The organism is Nocardia wallacei, from assembly GCF_014466955.1.
GTDB classification, from domain to species: Bacteria; Actinomycetota; Actinomycetes; order Mycobacteriales; family Mycobacteriaceae; genus Nocardia; species Nocardia wallacei.
Genome location: NZ_AP023396.1, coordinates 7,640,450 through 7,655,568 on the forward strand (window position 1 = coordinate 7,640,450; position 15,119 = coordinate 7,655,568).

18 protein-coding genes are annotated in these 15,119 nt (G+C 69.5%); 10 read left to right on the top strand and 8 right to left on the bottom strand.

Annotated features, from left to right (window positions below; translation table 11 throughout):
• Nucleotides 1–268 precede the first annotated feature (268 nt).
• Both NWFMUON74_RS34265 and NWFMUON74_RS34270 read left to right on the top strand, forming a co-directional pair.
• Nucleotides 269–526: a hypothetical protein gene (locus NWFMUON74_RS34265; RefSeq protein WP_187685817.1), complete on the top strand. Its 258-nt coding sequence runs from the start codon at nucleotides 269–271 to the stop codon at nucleotides 524–526.
• Nucleotides 523–708 (top strand): hypothetical protein, encoded by a 186-nt coding sequence (locus NWFMUON74_RS34270; RefSeq protein WP_187685818.1) that lies wholly within the window; start codon nucleotides 523–525, stop codon nucleotides 706–708. The genes NWFMUON74_RS34265 and NWFMUON74_RS34270 overlap by 4 nt, the downstream gene beginning before the upstream one ends.
• A 40-nt stretch (nucleotides 709–748) precedes the next feature.
• Here the strand turns inward: NWFMUON74_RS34270 and NWFMUON74_RS34275 are convergent, their stop codons facing one another.
• Nucleotides 749–1,624: an NAD(P)-dependent oxidoreductase gene (locus NWFMUON74_RS34275; RefSeq protein ID WP_187685819.1), complete on the bottom strand. Its 876-nt coding sequence runs from the start codon at nucleotides 1,622–1,624 to the stop codon at nucleotides 749–751.
• 177 nt (nucleotides 1,625–1,801) lie between these two features.
• Here NWFMUON74_RS34275 and NWFMUON74_RS34280 point away from each other — a divergent pair, with 177 nt between their 5' ends.
• The 3 genes from NWFMUON74_RS34280 (at nucleotide 1,802) to NWFMUON74_RS34290 (ending at nucleotide 4,261) form a co-directional block, all read left to right on the top strand.
• A complete protein-coding gene (locus tag NWFMUON74_RS34280) occupies nucleotides 1,802–2,116 on the top strand; it encodes a winged helix-turn-helix transcriptional regulator (protein ID WP_187685820.1) in 315 nt (104 codons plus the stop codon).
• Nucleotides 2,117–2,203: 87 nt separating this feature from the next.
• Complete coding sequence (locus NWFMUON74_RS34285) at nucleotides 2,204–3,346, top strand: glycerate kinase (RefSeq protein WP_187685821.1); 1,143 nt, start codon at nucleotides 2,204–2,206, stop codon at nucleotides 3,344–3,346.
• A 45-nt stretch (nucleotides 3,347–3,391) separates the two neighbouring features.
• Nucleotides 3,392–4,261 carry a class I SAM-dependent methyltransferase gene (locus tag NWFMUON74_RS34290; RefSeq protein ID WP_187685822.1) on the top strand — a complete coding sequence of 290 codons (870 nt, stop codon included), beginning with the start codon at nucleotides 3,392–3,394 and terminating at the stop codon, nucleotides 4,259–4,261.
• Nucleotides 4,262–4,284: 23 nt separating this feature from the next.
• On the opposite strand, the gene NWFMUON74_RS34295 is transcribed toward NWFMUON74_RS34290, so the two are convergent.
• Nucleotides 4,285–5,826, bottom strand: coding sequence for an alpha/beta hydrolase (locus NWFMUON74_RS34295; RefSeq protein ID WP_187685823.1), 1,542 nt, complete (start codon nucleotides 5,824–5,826; stop codon nucleotides 4,285–4,287).
• A 168-nt stretch (nucleotides 5,827–5,994) separates the two neighbouring features.
• Here NWFMUON74_RS34295 and NWFMUON74_RS34300 point away from each other — a divergent pair, with 168 nt between their 5' ends.
• Complete coding sequence (locus tag NWFMUON74_RS34300; RefSeq protein ID WP_187685824.1) at nucleotides 5,995–6,306, top strand: GNAT family N-acetyltransferase; 312 nt, start codon at nucleotides 5,995–5,997, stop codon at nucleotides 6,304–6,306.
• Between the two features lie 13 nt (nucleotides 6,307–6,319).
• Here NWFMUON74_RS34300 and NWFMUON74_RS34305 read toward each other — a convergent pair whose 3' ends face one another.
• Complete coding sequence (locus NWFMUON74_RS34305) at nucleotides 6,320–7,081, bottom strand: lysophospholipid acyltransferase family protein (RefSeq protein WP_187685825.1); 762 nt, start codon at nucleotides 7,079–7,081, stop codon at nucleotides 6,320–6,322.
• A 142-nt stretch (nucleotides 7,082–7,223) separates the two neighbouring features.
• Here NWFMUON74_RS34305 and NWFMUON74_RS34310 point away from each other — a divergent pair, with 142 nt between their 5' ends.
• The 3 genes from NWFMUON74_RS34310 (at nucleotide 7,224) to NWFMUON74_RS34320 (ending at nucleotide 9,247) form a co-directional block, all read left to right on the top strand.
• Nucleotides 7,224–7,838, top strand: coding sequence for a YqgE/AlgH family protein (locus NWFMUON74_RS34310; protein ID WP_187685826.1), 615 nt, complete (start codon nucleotides 7,224–7,226; stop codon nucleotides 7,836–7,838).
• A 66-nt stretch (nucleotides 7,839–7,904) separates the two neighbouring features.
• Nucleotides 7,905–8,495, top strand: a complete 591-nt coding sequence (locus tag NWFMUON74_RS34315; protein WP_187685827.1) for a sigma-70 family RNA polymerase sigma factor — start codon at nucleotides 7,905–7,907, stop codon at nucleotides 8,493–8,495.
• The gene (locus tag NWFMUON74_RS34320; protein WP_187685828.1) at nucleotides 8,492–9,247 is read left to right on the top strand and encodes an anti-sigma factor family protein; all 756 of its coding nucleotides are present in this window, start codon (nucleotides 8,492–8,494) and stop codon (nucleotides 9,245–9,247) included. The genes NWFMUON74_RS34315 and NWFMUON74_RS34320 overlap by 4 nt, the downstream gene beginning before the upstream one ends.
• A 12-nt stretch (nucleotides 9,248–9,259) precedes the next feature.
• Here the strand turns inward: NWFMUON74_RS34320 and NWFMUON74_RS34325 are convergent, their stop codons facing one another.
• The 5 genes from NWFMUON74_RS34325 to NWFMUON74_RS34345 form a co-directional block, all read right to left on the bottom strand.
• Nucleotides 9,260–9,736 (bottom strand): DUF1772 domain-containing protein, encoded by a 477-nt coding sequence (locus NWFMUON74_RS34325; protein ID WP_187685829.1) that lies wholly within the window; start codon nucleotides 9,734–9,736, stop codon nucleotides 9,260–9,262.
• An 89-nt stretch (nucleotides 9,737–9,825) separates the two neighbouring features.
• The gene (locus NWFMUON74_RS34330) at nucleotides 9,826–10,980 is read right to left on the bottom strand and encodes an aminotransferase class I/II-fold pyridoxal phosphate-dependent enzyme (protein ID WP_187685830.1); all 1,155 of its coding nucleotides are present in this window, start codon (nucleotides 10,978–10,980) and stop codon (nucleotides 9,826–9,828) included.
• Nucleotides 10,977–12,017: a 3-oxoacyl-ACP synthase III family protein gene (locus NWFMUON74_RS34335; protein ID WP_187685831.1), complete on the bottom strand. Its 1,041-nt coding sequence runs from the start codon at nucleotides 12,015–12,017 to the stop codon at nucleotides 10,977–10,979. Before NWFMUON74_RS34335 ends, NWFMUON74_RS34330 begins: the two co-directional genes overlap by 4 nt.
• A gap of 9 nt (nucleotides 12,018–12,026) precedes the next feature.
• Nucleotides 12,027–12,686, bottom strand: coding sequence for an SRPBCC family protein (locus NWFMUON74_RS34340; protein WP_187685832.1), 660 nt, complete (start codon nucleotides 12,684–12,686; stop codon nucleotides 12,027–12,029).
• Complete coding sequence (locus tag NWFMUON74_RS34345; protein ID WP_187685833.1) at nucleotides 12,683–14,401, bottom strand: thiamine pyrophosphate-binding protein; 1,719 nt, start codon at nucleotides 14,399–14,401, stop codon at nucleotides 12,683–12,685. Before NWFMUON74_RS34345 ends, NWFMUON74_RS34340 begins: the two co-directional genes overlap by 4 nt.
• 162 nt (nucleotides 14,402–14,563) lie before the next feature.
• Here NWFMUON74_RS34345 and NWFMUON74_RS34350 point away from each other — a divergent pair, with 162 nt between their 5' ends.
• Entirely contained in the window at nucleotides 14,564–15,085 is a 522-nt protein-coding gene (locus NWFMUON74_RS34350; RefSeq protein WP_187685834.1) for an EXLDI protein, read from the top strand.
• The last annotated feature ends 34 nt before the right edge of the window (nucleotides 15,086–15,119 follow it).

Genomic DNA, 15,119 nt, shown 5'->3' on the forward strand with positions numbered 1-15,119 from the left:
CCGGACGTACCAGATCGCCACTGCAAAAACACTTTTCGGAGGTGCAGAGTGCTCGGAATCCCAGTCACCGATCAGAATGCGTTGCCCCCGGACGAGATAGCAGCCAGCGTACACCCGAACGCCGCTGTGCCGCACTCATTCTCGAAGGAAGTTCGAAAGGAGGGGACCGACGAATTTCGCGTCGGCCAGAATGAACCGACCACGGTGGTCGGACCATCGCTGCATACCCTGCGGGAAATACTCGACAAATTGTCCGAGCTGGCACGGGATGTGTGAGCGCCGCACCCGAGCGGGGGAATGGCTGGCCGTCTGGCGACTCGATCACTGGCGCATCCGCGTGCTGCTCGTGCGCGGCAGCGCCGGGGACGAGCGGCCGTTGCTGCGCGCCCACATCCCGGCGCACGCACCGGATCTGGCCGAAGTGCGCGAGCGATTCCCGGAGCTGTCCATACTATGGAACGCGATCCGGCACGAATACTGGGCGGAAGCGACTACGCCCCAGGCGCATTCACGGGGGACGATGTGAACGACACGCCGACCGACACCGACCGTGCCGACGAGATCACGGCACGCGCCGAACGGGCGGGCTACCGCCTCGAGCACATGCCCGGTTCGCTACACGAATGGCACCTGCTCGACGCCGAAGACGGCGCACCGCTCTATTCGTCCACCACCCTCGCCCTGATAGAGCAGTGGCTGAACGAATAGCCCGGCCGCCGTACTCAGCGTCGGAACTTCATGAAAACGGTCAGGCCGCGCGACCCCGCATGAGCTCGAAGATCGACACCGCGCGGCCTGCCTGCTCGCTGGCGGCGAGTGCCTTGCGCCAGAAGGTTTGCGCGGTGTGCGAGAGGGTGGCGTCCACGCCGACCTCCTCGCTGGCGTCGATGATGTGCTGCGCCCCGGCGTCCATCATCCGGAACGCCGACTCGTCGCCCCAGCCGCCCGCCTTGGCCGCGGCGGCGTACTCGGCCATGAAGAACGGGAACGCCTCGCTGGAACGCTGTGCGTAGGGCAGGAATTGGTCGATATCGTGGCCGGAGCGCTCGATGACCGCCAGCGCCTGGTCGAACGCGAGCATCCAGGGATGGAAGACCACCAGCAGCGCTTGGTAGAAGACCTGCGCCACACCGTCGTCCGCGCCGAGGTACTCCTGCGGGCTGAGCGGGCGCAGCAGCTCGGCGTGCCGGTCGAAGACCTCGCGGGGGCCGCTGTAGAAGATGTACGAGGCCGGATGGGTGATGTTGTCGCCCGCCGACATGAACCCGCCGGACAGGAACTGCGCGCCGTGCGAGCGCACCCAGGCGCCGCCCGCGCGGGCCTTCTCCGGGGAGTCGGAGGACAGGTTCACGATCACCTTGCCCGGGAGCTGATCGACGGCCGGGCCGAGCACGTCGTACATGGCGGCGTAGTGGGTCAGGCTGAGCACGATCACCTCGTTCGCGGCCAGCGCCTCGGCGACGGTGGCGGCCCGCTTCGCGCCGAGTTCGGCCATGGCTTCGGCCTTTTCGGGGCTGCGGTTCCACACCGTCACCTCGGTACCGGCGGCCAGGAACTGCCGCACCATCGCCTGGCCCATGGGTCCGAGCCCGACGACGGTGACGGAACGGGTCTGCTGAGACATCTTGCATCCTTCGCTGTGCTGCTCTGGTCGGGTTTCGGCGCCGGTTCCGATAGTCGTCGCCGCAGGTAGGCTCGGGAAGAGCGCACGTCGAGGTCGGGTTGCTTACCTCGAGGTTCGGAAACCGGTCAGGAGGTCGCAGTGGAAACCAGCCGTGACGCAGATCACGATGTGTGCGGGATGTCGATCGCGATCGATGTCGTCGGCGGCAAGTGGAAGTTGCACCTGATGTGGGTGCTCGGCGCGGGGCCGCAACGGTTCGGCCAGATTCGGCGGATGCTGGACGGGGTGAGTGAGAAGGTGCTCGCCGAGAATCTCCGGCATCTGGAGTCGGCCGGGGTGGTGCATCGTGAGATCTATCCGGAGATCCCGCCGCGCGTGGAGTACTCGCTCACACCGCGCGGGGAGGAACTGCGCCAGGCCCTCGTTCCCTTGGAGGAGTGGGGCGACAGGCACCGTGACCACGTCCTGGGCTGCGAACTCAACCCGGTGTGAACGTCAGGCACGACAAAGTGTTAGTGCCGGTTCAGAGCGAGCGCGTCTCGTGCGGCGGGAAGGCGGTTCACACCGGAGAATGTCGGGATGACGAGCGGGGTGGCGCGGCGGGTGATCCTGGCGCCGGACAAGTTCAAGGGGTCGTTGACGGCTCCCGAGGTTGCCGGGGCGCTGGCCGCGGGGATCGAGCGGGCGGCGCCGGACGTGGAGGTGGTGGCGGTGCCGGTGGCCGATGGCGGCGACGGGACCGTCGACGCGTTCGTGGCCGCCGGGTGGGAGCCGGTACCGGTGCGGGCGGAAGGGCCTACGGGGGTGGTGGGTGATTCGGTGTACGCGGTGCGGCGTGGTGCTGCCGGGCGGCCCACCGCGGTGATCGAGCTGGCGCGCGTGGTGGGCCTGGAGCGGCTGCCCGACGGCCAGCCGGATCCGTTGCGCGCGAGCACCTTCGGCCTGGGCCGGGTGATCGCGCACGCGCTCGATCGAGGCGTGCGCGATATCGTGCTCGGCGTCGGCGGGAGCGCGTCCAGTGACGGCGGCGCGGGCATGTTGCAGGCGCTGGGGCTGCGGATTCTGGATGCGCACGGCGAGCAGGTGCCGCCGGGTGGCGCGGCGCTGGCCCGAGCGGAGCGAGTCGAGCGGTCCGGCCTGCATCCCGCGCTGGCCGACACCTCGTTCACCCTCGCCAGCGATGTGGACAACCCACTGCTCGGCCCGCACGGCGCGGTGGCGGTCTTCGCACCGCAGAAGGGCGCCGACGCCGACCAGCGCGCCACTCTCGAAGCGGCCCTGGCCAATTGGGCGAAGCTGATCGACCCCGGGTGCGCGGAGCGGCCCGGCGCGGGTGCGGCGGGAGGCACGGGATTCGGCGCGATGGCCGTGCTCGGCGCGGTGGAACGCCCCGGCATCGACGTCGTGCTGGACCTGATCGATTTCCGAACCCTGGTCCGCGCAGCCGAACTGGTCGTCACCGGTGAGGGATCCCTCGATGACCAAACCCTGCGAGGCAAGGCCCCGATGGGCGTCTGCGCCGCCGCCCGCGCTGCCGGAATCCCGGTGGTCGCCGTCGCGGGCCGCTGTCTGCTCTCCGAATCCGAGCTGCGCACAGCCGGTTTCGAGGCGGCCCTCACCCTCACAGATCTCGAACCCGATCCGGCCCGATCCATCGCCCACGCCGCCCCGCTGCTGGAACGCCTGGGTGCCACCCTGGCCGACCGCTGTTTGCGGCGCTGACACCCTGAACATGGCGTGCGCCCGCCCGTGAGTAGCTTCTCGGGTATGGACAATGACGGACCCAGCCGGACGGCGCTCGTCACCGCCTATGCCCGTGCCTACCATCAGATCGCCGACCAGCCGCGCATTCTCGCCGATCCGCTGGCGGCACGGCTGCTGGATGTCACGGTCGATGAGCTGAACGAATTGGGCCGCCCCGGGGAGAGTGGCCGCGAGGAAATCCTGCGGCTGGGTGTCGGTGACCGGCCGCGCCGCCTGTTCTTCGCCGCTCGCGGCCGTTTCGCCGAGGATCGGGTGGCCGCGGCCGTCGGCGCGGGTGTGCGGCAGGTCGTGATCCTGGGCGCGGGGCTGGATACCTTCGCCTACCGTCATTCGCATTCCGGCCTGCGGGTATTCGAGGTCGACCATCCCGCTACCCAGGCGTGGAAATCGGAACGCCTCGCGGCATCGGGTATCGACCTGCCCGAGGGGTTGTCCTTCGTACCGGTCGACTTCGAAACCGACACGCTGGCAACACGATTGGCGGACGCCGGATTCAGCCGGAGCGATTCGGCGGTATTCGTGTGGCTCGGTGTCGTCTACTATCTGACCCCGGACGCCGCCGACGGCACCCTCGATTACATTGCGCGGCAATCGGGATCGGTCGAGGTGATCTTCGACTATCTCGCGGACACCGACGAGGATCGAGCGCAACTGCGGGCGCGTGCGGAGCGCGCGGCGGCTGTCGGTGAGCCGTGGTTCAGCTACTTCGCTCCCGACGACATCGCCGCTCGATTGCGCGCACTCGGCTTCACCGACGTCGAAGACCACGCCGCTACGGACCTCATCGCCGGGTACCTCGGTGACTCCGCGGAATTCGAGGGCGAGCCACCCCAGGCGTTGCGCCCGGTCCGCATCCTACGAGCGAGCCGCTGAGGTATCCGCCGAAGTCGTTCGAATCAGTTCATCGGCGCCTGATCGGCATGGTCGATGGCGACCGTGCCGGTGCGCAGGTAGGTCAGCACGGCCTGGTCCACGGCGGGGTTGTTGCGGCCGAAGGTCCCATGGTCACCACCTTCGACGGTGATGAGCGCACCGTGCAGAGCCGCGGCCATCGCGGGACCGCCGTCGTATTCGGTGACCGCGTCGTGGCGGCTCTGCAGGACCAGGGGCCGGGTGGCGAGGCCGCGATCGGCGATCGGCACGGGCGTGGTGACCGGGTCCCAGTCGGCGCAGGCCACGCCGGAACGGACGAGATCGGCGCGGGCGTCGAGGGCGTTGCCGCCGGAGGCGACGGTGGCCGCGGCCGAGCCGAGCAGTTCGGGGCGGCCGGGCACGGCGTTCTCGTTGCAGGTGACGGCGGAGAAGACGTTGCGGCCCGTGCGGTCGATGGCCGCCACGCCCTCGATCGCGCGCAGTTGCCGGGTGTCGGCGGGATTCGCGTCGGCGTCGGCCATGGCGCGGGCGAAGGTCGGCCAGAAGGAGCGGGTATACGTTGCGACCGCGGTCGCGGCCAGCAGCGGCACCTGCGCCGACATCCCGCCGGAGGCCAAGGTGCGCACCAGGTTCTGCAATTGCCCGATCTGGTCGCGGCTGCCGTTGAAGCCGTCGCGGGCCAGCCGGGCGATCGGCTCGGGCAGCTCGCCCGGCAGGTCGGCGGTCGAGGCCGGGGGCGGGGTCAGGTTGGCGTACCAGCCGCCGCCCTGCGCGACCACCAGACGCACCCAGTTCTCGTACACGCGCAGCGGTGTCGCGCCGAGGTGGTAGTCGCCGTCGTGGGCGGCGATCCAGGTGAACAGGTCGTCGAGGCGCTGCTTGCCCGCCAACTGCTGCTGTGCGAACTGCTCGTTCCACACCCAGTCCGGGTGCACGCTCGAGTCGAGCACCATGCGATCGATGCGCTGCGGGAACAGACTGGCGTAGACCGCGCCCAGATAGGTGCCGTAGGAGGTGCCGAAGAAGTCGATGCGGTCCAGGCCCAGCGCGGCGCGCACGGCGTCCATATCGCGCGCGGTGTTCTCGGTGGTGACGGTCTCGACATAGCCGGGTTGCGCGGCGTCGCACGCGGCCTTGGTGGCGCCGCGGTCCTGTGTGCCCGCGGTCCCGCACTCCAGCGGTGTCGCCCAGCGCAGGCCGCGCGGCTGTACCGCGATCCGGTCGTAGTGCTCGCTCAGCTCGGCGGGCAACTCCGGCGAGCGGCGCGCCCAGTAGTCGAGGGCGTCCGCGCCCGGACCACCCGGATTGGTGAAGAGGGTGCCGTACCGCTCGCCGGAGGCGCGAATCCGGCTGACGGTCAGGTCGATTCGGGGCCCGTCGGCCGCGCCGTAGTCGCGCGGGACCGAGATCACGGCGCATTCCGCGCCGCGATCCGGCGTCACCGCGCCGTCGGGGCAGGCGCCGAACACCGGCCGATCGTCGGCGGCGGCGAGACCCGCCGGCTGCGCCGCCAGGAATGCCGCACACAGCCACGCGAGCGAGCGCGCCGTCCGTCGTGTCATCATCCGCGTCTTCTCCCCGATCCGGCCGACCGACGATCGGCCGCGCTCGCATCCGACGTGAAGCATTCTCGGCGGGCGGGCCGCCGGTCACAACTCGACACTCCCCGGCGGGAGAAGCCGATAACCGTCACATTCGGCCACATTGTGCCCGAGACACAGTAGCGTCGAGCCATGTCGACCGATGTGCGCAACAACACGCAGCTCGATCGTTTCGAGATCTACGTCGACGGCGGACTCGCCGGCATCGCGGAATACCAGGACACCGCCGCCGAGCGCGCGTTCGTCCACACCGAGATCTATCCCCGCTACGAAGGCAGCGGCTACGGCCGCACGCTCGTGCAGGGCGCGCTGGACGCCAGCCGCGACGAGGGTTTCGGCATTCTGCCGATGTGCGGGATGGTGCAGCACTTCATCGAGACGCGGCCGGAGTACCAGTCGCTCGTGCCGCAGTGGGCAAGGGAGCGATTCGGCCTGCGGCGCTGAGTGATTCGGGCCGTCAGTAGGCCGCGACCGCGCCGTCGAGCGCCAGCTGCAGTTGCTCGCGGACCACGCGGGCGATCTCGGCGGGCCGCGCGGGCAGCTCGGGCATCGGCACCCCGAAGTGGAAGCTGGCCGATTTCACCTCCTCGGCGGTCGGTTCCACGGTCGGGTCGGGTCGCGGTCCGTAGCTGAGTCCGAGGCTGACCAGTGCGGGGCGGGCGCCGAGTTTCATCGCCCGGAACGCGATGTGCCCGATCCCGCTGCCGACCGCCTGCACCCGGGTGGGGTCGACGTCGTTGCAGGTGCCCTCGGGGAACACCGCGACGCTGTCGCCGCGGGCCATCCGCTCGGCACAGATGTCGATCATGCGCTGCCCCGCCGCGTTCACCGCGCGAATGCCGTGGTCCTTGCCGCGGAAGACCGGAATGCCGCCCATCATCTCGACCTTGCGCCGCTGGTCCGGATCGATGAACAGTTCGTCCTTGGCCAGCACCCGCGCCCGCCCGATCACCGGCCGCAGCCCGCTGCGCCACGCCGCGGCCGCCACCGTGTACGGATCCTGCTGCGACAGGTGATTGATCGAGATCAGCAGCGGCCGCCGCTGGGAGGTCAACTCCCGCAACCCCTCCCGCGCCCCCTCGGCATAGCTGATCCGCGGCCGATAACGCCGCGCCAGCAACGCGTACGCGCCCATGGCCTGCACGCGATTCTGCCGATGGTCCCGATAGAAGTCGTAGACCGAATCGCAATTATCCAGAACCACCTCGGGATGCCGCATGCCGAAACAGTAGCGACCGGAGCCGGCCACCCGAAGGACGCTGTGATTTGCGTTACATGCGAATGCGCCCAGCCGCACGCCGCGACGCAGACCCAGCCGATAAACCCATCCATACCCCCCGCTCCGGTGCGATGATGGCGTGGTGGCACGCGCAGAGGAACACGGCGACCGCTCCAGACGGGAATCCCGGCACGATGAACAGCCGGTGCGGCCCGGGACGCTGCTGGTCTCGGCTACCGAACTGACCGAGCCGTCGTTCCGGCGCACCGTGGTGTACATCGTGGAGCACAACGACGCGGGCAGTCTCGGTGTCATCATCAACCGCCCCAGCGAAACCGCCGTCCGCGACGTGCTGCCGCGCTGGGCCGACCTGGCGGCGGCGCCCGGCGCGCTGTACCTCGGCGGCCCGGTGAAAAGGGATGCCGCCCTGTGCCTTGCGACGGTCAAGGTCGGCACCGGTATCGATCGGTCGGCGGGCCTGCGCCGGGTGGACGGCCGTGTGGCGCTGCTGGACCTGGATTCCGATCCCGACGTGATCGGCCCGATGGTGGAGGGCATCCGCATCTTCGCCGGATACGCCGGGTGGACGTTCGGGCAGTTGGAGGGCGAGCTCGAGCGCGGCGACTGGATCGTGTTGTCGGCGTTGCCCTCGGACCCGATCGCCCGCCGCACCGACCTGTGGGCGCAGGTGCTGCGCCGCCAGCCGCTGCCGCTGTCCCTGCTGGCCACACATCCGATCGAACTCGAACGCAACTGAGCACGTATCGATCCGGTGTGGGCACTACACCCGGATCTCTGATCCGCCGATCGACCTGGTGAGCAGATGGCGCGTTCACCCCGCTACCCCAGCGATGGGGCCGATACGCAGCCCTCGCGCAGCCGCGTTCCCGCACTGCCCGCCGACGACGGCGATCCGGTCCAGGCGGAATTGCTGCGGGCGTTGTACGACGAGCACGGCGCCGCGCTGTGGCGCTACACCTACAGCCTCGTCCGCGATTCCGGCCGCGCCGAGGACATCGTGCAGGAGACGCTGCTGCGGGCCTGGCAGCGGCCGCGTGTACTCGACCAGTCGACGGCGTCGGCGCGGGCGTGGTTGTTCACCGTGGCCCGCAACATGGCGGTGGACGAGTATCGCAGCGCCCGCCACCGGCGGGAGTACCGCACCGACAAGCCGCCGGAACTGGCGACCCCCGATCAGGCGGACCGCGCCCTGGACGGGTGGCTGATCGCCGATGCGCTGGCCCGGCTCAGCACCGACCACCGCGAGGTGATCGTGCGTGCTTATTACCGTGGCCTGTCGACACATCAGATCGCGACGGAACTGGCCATACCGGAGGGCACCGTGAAGTCCCGGATGCACTACGGCATGCGGGCGCTGCGTTCGACACTGACGGAGATGGGGGTGACGAAGTGACGGAGACCGCGCACGCGGCGGAGCCCGAGGGCGACGACTACGCGACGTGGGACGGCCCGTATGTGCTCGGCGCCCTCGGCCGCGACGATCGGCTGGAGTACGAGGAGCATCTGGCGGTGTGCCCGTCGTGCCGGGCGGCGGTGGCGGAGCTGGCCGGATTGCCCGGACTGCTCGGGCAGGTGGATTCCGGTGTGGCGCTGTCGTTCATCGATCCGATCGCCGGACCGCCCGAACGGTCGGGTGCGGCGGTTCCCGAGATCCCCGAGCCGCCGCCGGTCGCGCTGGCCCGGCTGGCGGATCGGACCCGGCGGCAACGGCGGCGCGGGCGGATGGTCGCGGTGGCGGGTGCGGTGGTGGCGGCGGCCGCCGCGGTGGCCGTCACGATCCCGGTGACGGCCTCGCTGAACGAGCCCGCCGCGCCGCCGCCCGCCGCCGAAGTGGTGGCCGAGCGCAGTATGGTCGCGGTGGTGCCGTCGCCGATCACGGCCAGTTTCCGGCTGGTCGCGGTGCCGGACGGGACGCGGGTCGAGATGTCGTGCAGTTACGCGCCGTCGGACACCCGGTACACCTGGCAGGGCTCGATGTGGGTGGTGCATGCCGACGGCACCCAGTCGATGATCGCGCAGTGGACCGCCCGGCCCGGCGAGACGGTGGCTCCGAACGGCACCACCGCCGCCGCGCCGGATCAGGTGCGCTCGGTCGAGATACGTTCCGCCGCGACGAATCAGGTGATGCTCAGCAGCAGCCTGTAGCGCGGCGACCGCTCACAGCAGGATCAGGGCCACGCACAGGGACGCGACGGCGAGGGCCTGCAGGCCGACCCGGAACCCGAGGATGCTGTCCCATTCGTCTTGCAGCGCACGGGCGTTCGCGGGAATGACGCCGGATTGCGCGGCCGCCGTCTGCGCCGTGTTGATCGGCTTGGCGACCCGGACGTAGAAGCCGAGCCACGTCACCAGCGCGACCAACGCGACGCCCGCCGCGATCGCCGCCGCGCCCGCACCCGCCAGGACGGCGGCCACGATCGTCAGCACGGTGGCGATCACGCCGCCCGCGCCCGCGAACGGCATGCGACGGTCTCCGTAGTAGTGGCCCCAGCCCGCGAACTTCGTCACCGACGCGTCGTCGAGGTGCCGGAACACCGACCGCGTGATGAGGGCGGCCGACGTGTCGGTGCCGTAGACGATGCCGTTGGCGAGTACGGCGGCAACGGCGAGGACCTGGGCTGTCGTGGTGAGCATCTGCTTCTCCTACTCCAAAATCTAGCGGCGCTAGATGTTGGTGAGGAGCGTAGCAAGGCGACGTTAGGTTGTCTAGCGCCGCTAGATATTCAGGCGTCCCACCCATTGCCCGCTGTGGACGGCACCGTCAGCGCGCACAGCCCGCTGTCCTCGCCCACCGTGCGGCCGTGCGGTCCGCCGGGTAACGGCGGTCCGCCCAGCGCGCGCCGGACCGCGGCGTCCGCGGCGCGATCACCGACGGCGATGCGTGCGCTGCCGTCCGGGAACGTCTTCGCCGCGATCCCCGCGCGGGCCAGCCTGGCGGCGATATCCGCGCCCGGCAGATAGAGGAAGTTCGCGCGACTGCGTGGTACTCGGATTCCGTTGCGGCGCAGGGCCGTACGAAGCAACTCGCGTTCGGTGGTGATACGCAGCACCCGTTCGCCCAGCTCCATCCGCGCGGCGAACGAGGCCGACACCGCCGCGACCGCCGTCTCGGGCACGCCGAACGGCAATTGCAACCGGCGCACCCGCCGCACCAGATCCGGGTGGCCGAAGGCGTATCCGATGCGCATTCCGGCCAGCCCGTACGCCTTCGAGAAAGTGCGCAACACCAGTAGGTTCGGATAGCGCGAGACGAGTTCCGCGGCGTCGAGAATATCGGCGGCGCCGAGGAATTCGACATAAGCCTCGTCCAGGATCACCGGCACGTCGCGCGGGATGCCGAACAGGAATGCCTTCAGTTCACTGGCCGAGGCCACCGTGCCGGTCGGATTGTGCGGGCGGCACACCGTGACCAGGCCGGTGCGCGGGCCGACCGCACGACCCAGTGCGGCGAGGTTCTGCCGTCCGCGCGCATCCAGCGGTATCGCGACGGGTGTCAGCCCGGCCATATCGGCGAGGATGGGGTAACCGTCGAAAGTCGGTGTGGCGAAGACCATCTCCGCACCGCGGCGGGTCAGGGTCTGCATGATCTGCAACGCCACCCCGGTCGCCCCCGAACCGACCACCACCTGATCGGTCCGCACGCCGAGTTGCTCGGCGATGAGCCGCGGCAGCCGGTGCGGCAGGAATTCCGGATACCGGTTCGCCCGCGACAGTGTGTGCTGGATCGCGTCGAGCACGGAAGGCAGTGGCGGGAACGGGTTTTCGCTGAGGGACAGATCGAAGCGCACCGACCCCGGCTCGTGCCACAGCGCCGCGCGCCGCTCGGACAGCGTCGCGGGCTCGGTGTGCCGCAACGAGATCGACCGGCTGCCGCTCATCGGGCGGCTCCCCAGCGCACGGCCGCCGCGGCGGCGAAATCCCCGGCGTGCGCGAAGGCCGACAGCAGTACCACCGAGCCGTTGCGCAGCCGCCCCGCCCGGTTCTCGGCGTCCAGAGTGACGGGAATGCCCGCGGCGAACAGGTTTCCGCACTGGTCGAAGGTGTCGGGGTGACGCTCGGCGGGCAACTCGAGCGCGTCGTGCCAGTTCCGCAGGAACAGCCGGTTGGGCTGGTTGGTGACGAAGGTGTCGATGTCGCGGCCCTTCACGCCGATCCGTTCGCACACCGCCAGCGCCACCTCGGGCACCAGCCGGTTGCCGCGGGCGAACACCTTGGTGATGCGGGATTCGCTGAAACTGACGCAGCCCTGGCCCTCGCCCGGTTCCCAGTACTTGCGATCGGAGCCGGTGGTGAAGTCCATGTCGCCCGCGAATTCGGGGTAGGTGCGGGATTCGATGTCCAGGATGGGGGCGGCGTCGTTCTTCAGCAGCAGCCCGACGCCGCAACCGTCACCGGGCACCGGGGCCTGGGCCAGTCCGCGAATCTCGGTCTGGGTGAACACCGGGCCCGCGGTGTTCTGCACGGTCGCGATCAGCGCGCTGCGGGCCGCGGTGGTCTGCAGGATCATCCGGGCCAGCGACATCATGTGCACGAACGCCGCGCAGCCGCCGTTGTGCACGTCGAATACCCAACCCGGTCGCATACCGAGCCGCCGCGCCACCTCCGGACCCGCGCCGAGCACGGGGTTGGTCGGCAGCTGGGTATGGGTGATCAGCACATCGATGTCCGAGATCGTCTGCGCCCCATGGCGTTCGATCAGTGGCGCGACGGCCTGCTCGACCATGTCGACCGCGGTCTCGTCGCGTCCGGCGTGGTGGCGGGCCTTGGGCGCCCGGAACATCACGTTCTTCGCCATCCGCTCGGAACGGGAGAAGCGCGTGAAGTACTCGGTGCCGACCGGATCGCCGGGCAGGTAGGAGGCCACGTCGGCCAGGCTGACGGGCGGCAACGCGGGTGCGGTTTCGGTGGATGCCATCGACATGCCTCACTTCATCCAGTCGGGTTTGATCGGCAGTTCGTTGGCGGCCCGGTACTCACAGATCGCCTTGAGGTTGTCCAGTTCGAGCTGGTGGCCGGCGGAGAACATCTCCCAGAAGTCGCCGACCCAGACCGGGCGCTTCGGCGGTGCCGCCTCGGGATAGGGATTCTCGTCGTAGAACGGGTGGTGGCAATTCGTCCACAGCACTACCGAACCCGGCTTGTTGAAGACCACCTGGGCGTCGACCACGCGCATCAGGTACACCATCCACAGGTGCTGGCCCTGATCCCAGGCGCAGTGGTAGTCGACCGTCATGGCGTCCGGGTTGGCGACCGTGCGGGTGAAGATCTTGGTCTCCGGGCCCAGCCGGTCGTAGGCCAGCCAGAGCCCCGGCTCGTCCGTCTCGACGAATCCGCGCAGGCTGTAGGTCCATTCCTCCAGGCTGCGGGTGTCGGCGAGATAGTCGTAGACCGCGCGCGGCGGTGCGTCGATGTAGGCCTGCACCGGGCAGAATTCGCCGTAGATCTGATCGTGCGGATACACCGAACGCAGCATGTCCATGATGACCGGCGTGGTCGCCTCGCGATCGGAGTTCTCGATGCGCAGCACGCCCGGCAACTCGTGCTCGGGGATATCGCTGAGCGCGGGCAGGGAACTGGTGGTCACGGGTTCCTCCTCGGAGTCGACAGAAACGGGGTGAACGGCGGGATCTCGTCCGGATCGCAGTCGATCGAGACGAACGACGGCCCGGGGGTCTCGAAGCAGCCGGCCAGGACGGCGGTCAGCTCGCCCGGGTCGGCGGGCGAATAGGACGGCAGCCGCGGGAACATCGCGGCCAGCCCCGCGCCGAGCCGCGCGGGGTGGAAACGGTTGAAGCTGTAGCGGTCTCCGTAGTACAGCTGTTCGCGAGTGACGCACATGGCATGTGCGTTGTTGTTGAGCACGATGAAGGTCACCGGCAACTCGTGCTCGATCGCGGTGTGGATTTCCATGCCGTGCATGAAGAACGCACCGTCACCGGCGACCACGACGGTCCGACGCACCCCGCCGTCGGGACGCCGCCGCCGCGCGCAGGCCGAGCCGATGCCCGCGCCGAAGGCATACCCCATCCCGCCCATGCCGAGCGCCACGACGAACCGGCCGTCGCGGGGCAGGCGCAGGTGGTGCACCACCGACGCGCCGGTATTCCCGGCATCGGCGAACACGTCGGTCCCGGGTTCCAGTGCGGCGTTGAGGGTTTCGACGATGTCGCGATAACGCAGGCCGGGGCCGGTGGCGGGTGGCACCTCCAGTGCGGTGAGCAGGCGCGGCGGCGGGGCCGAGAAGGCGGCGTCGGTATCCGGCACCGGCAGGAGCTCCCGAGCGACGGGCGACTCCCCCGCCGGGTGGTCGACAAGTTCGGCGAGCACCGCCTTCAGGTCGGTGGCGTTGGCGTGCAGCGCGTCCGGGTAGGGCGGTTCGGCGCCCACGCTGGCGACCGCCGTCCGGGCCAGCGCGTCCTCCAGCCCCGCCCGTGCGGTGATCGGCATGCGGGTACCGACCAGCAGGCACAGCGCCGAGCGGCGCACGGCGTCGACCAGCTCCGGGTGGCCCATGCTGCCGGACACCCCGCAGAAGCCCGGCTCGCTCTGGTCGTAGACGTCCTTGGCGTCCGGAGCCACACCCACCGCCGCGTCGAGAACCGTTGCCAGCTGCCGCAATTGGGCTCTGGCGTCGCTGCGGGCGACCTGATCCCCGGCGATGATGGTGATCTTGCCGGTCGCCCGCGCCGATTCCAGCGCCGCCCGTACCCGGATCAGACCGGCCTCGTCGCGGGTGTGCGCGGGCAGCGGTGGCCGGAACGGCGGGAGGTCACCGGCGTCGGCCTGCTGGACATCCTTGGGCAGCAACAGCACCGCGGGCCCACCGCCGCGGGCGGCGGTGATCGCCCGGTTCAGCTGCCCGGATAGCGATTCGACCGTGTCCACTCGCGCGCAGTAATGTGCGACCTGCTCGAAAAGTCTTGTCGCGTCGAATGTTCCGGCGAGGCCACTGGTGTCCTGGAACGCGCCGCGGCCCGCCAGCGCGGTCGGCGGCTGCCCGACCAGCGCGAGCACCGGAACCCGCGAGGCGAACGATTCGGCGAGTCCCGCAACGAGATTCATCGCTCCCCCGCCGGAGGTGGCGCAGACGACGCCGAGCCGTCCGCTGCTGCGCGCGTAGCCGTCGGCCATGGTGGCGGCGGAGAACTCGTGCTTGGCCACCACACCCGTAATGTCCTGCGGCGTATCGAAAATCGCGTCGTAGAGGTCTTCGATGTTGGCGCCGTCCACCCCGAAGATGTGCCGAACTCCCAGCGCCCCTACGGCTCGCACCAGATAGTCCACCGTTCGTGACGGCATCGAGACTCCTTTCGGCCGGGCACTCGAGCGCCCGATATCGGTCCGCTCTGCCCCGAGATACGAGCGGCGCCCCGCGATGGTTCATCTCCGGCCGCGCATCGGCCGCGTGGCGGTTTCCGGGGAGCGCTTGTGTGTATGTATACGTCTACGTATAGTGGAGCCATGCCCAACAAGACGGTGTACGTGTCCGATGACGATCTTCCCCTGTTCCAGCGCGCGCAGGAGCTGGTCGGCGGAAACCTGTCGGGCGCGATCGTGACGGCACTGCGGCGGTTCATCGAACTGGAGGAGGGCCGGCAGCAGGGCTTCGAAGAGGTCGTCCTGCGCGTCGGGCACAACGGCGCCCGGCAGGTCCGGTTCTCCGGCGCCCTGCTGGGCGAGATGAGCGACCTGAACGACCGCCACCAGCAGCACATCCGCGTCTACCGCAGCCGCAAGGGCAAATTCGTGCTGCACATGCGGACCTCGGCCTGGGAGGACTACCCCGCCGACACCAGCACCAACTGGATCAAGGATCTGACCAACTGGCGCAAGCTGCTCGGCGTCGGCGAACCGGAATGGGGCGAGTTCACCATCGACATCTACGACTCGGTGACCGATCTGAAGGGGAGGATTCCGAAGGCGCTGTATCAGCGAGTGACCGACATCGTCGAGCACCCGCAGATCGAGGATCTCGACATCTGATCGCGGCCGGGCGCGAGCCCGGCTCCCGCACAAG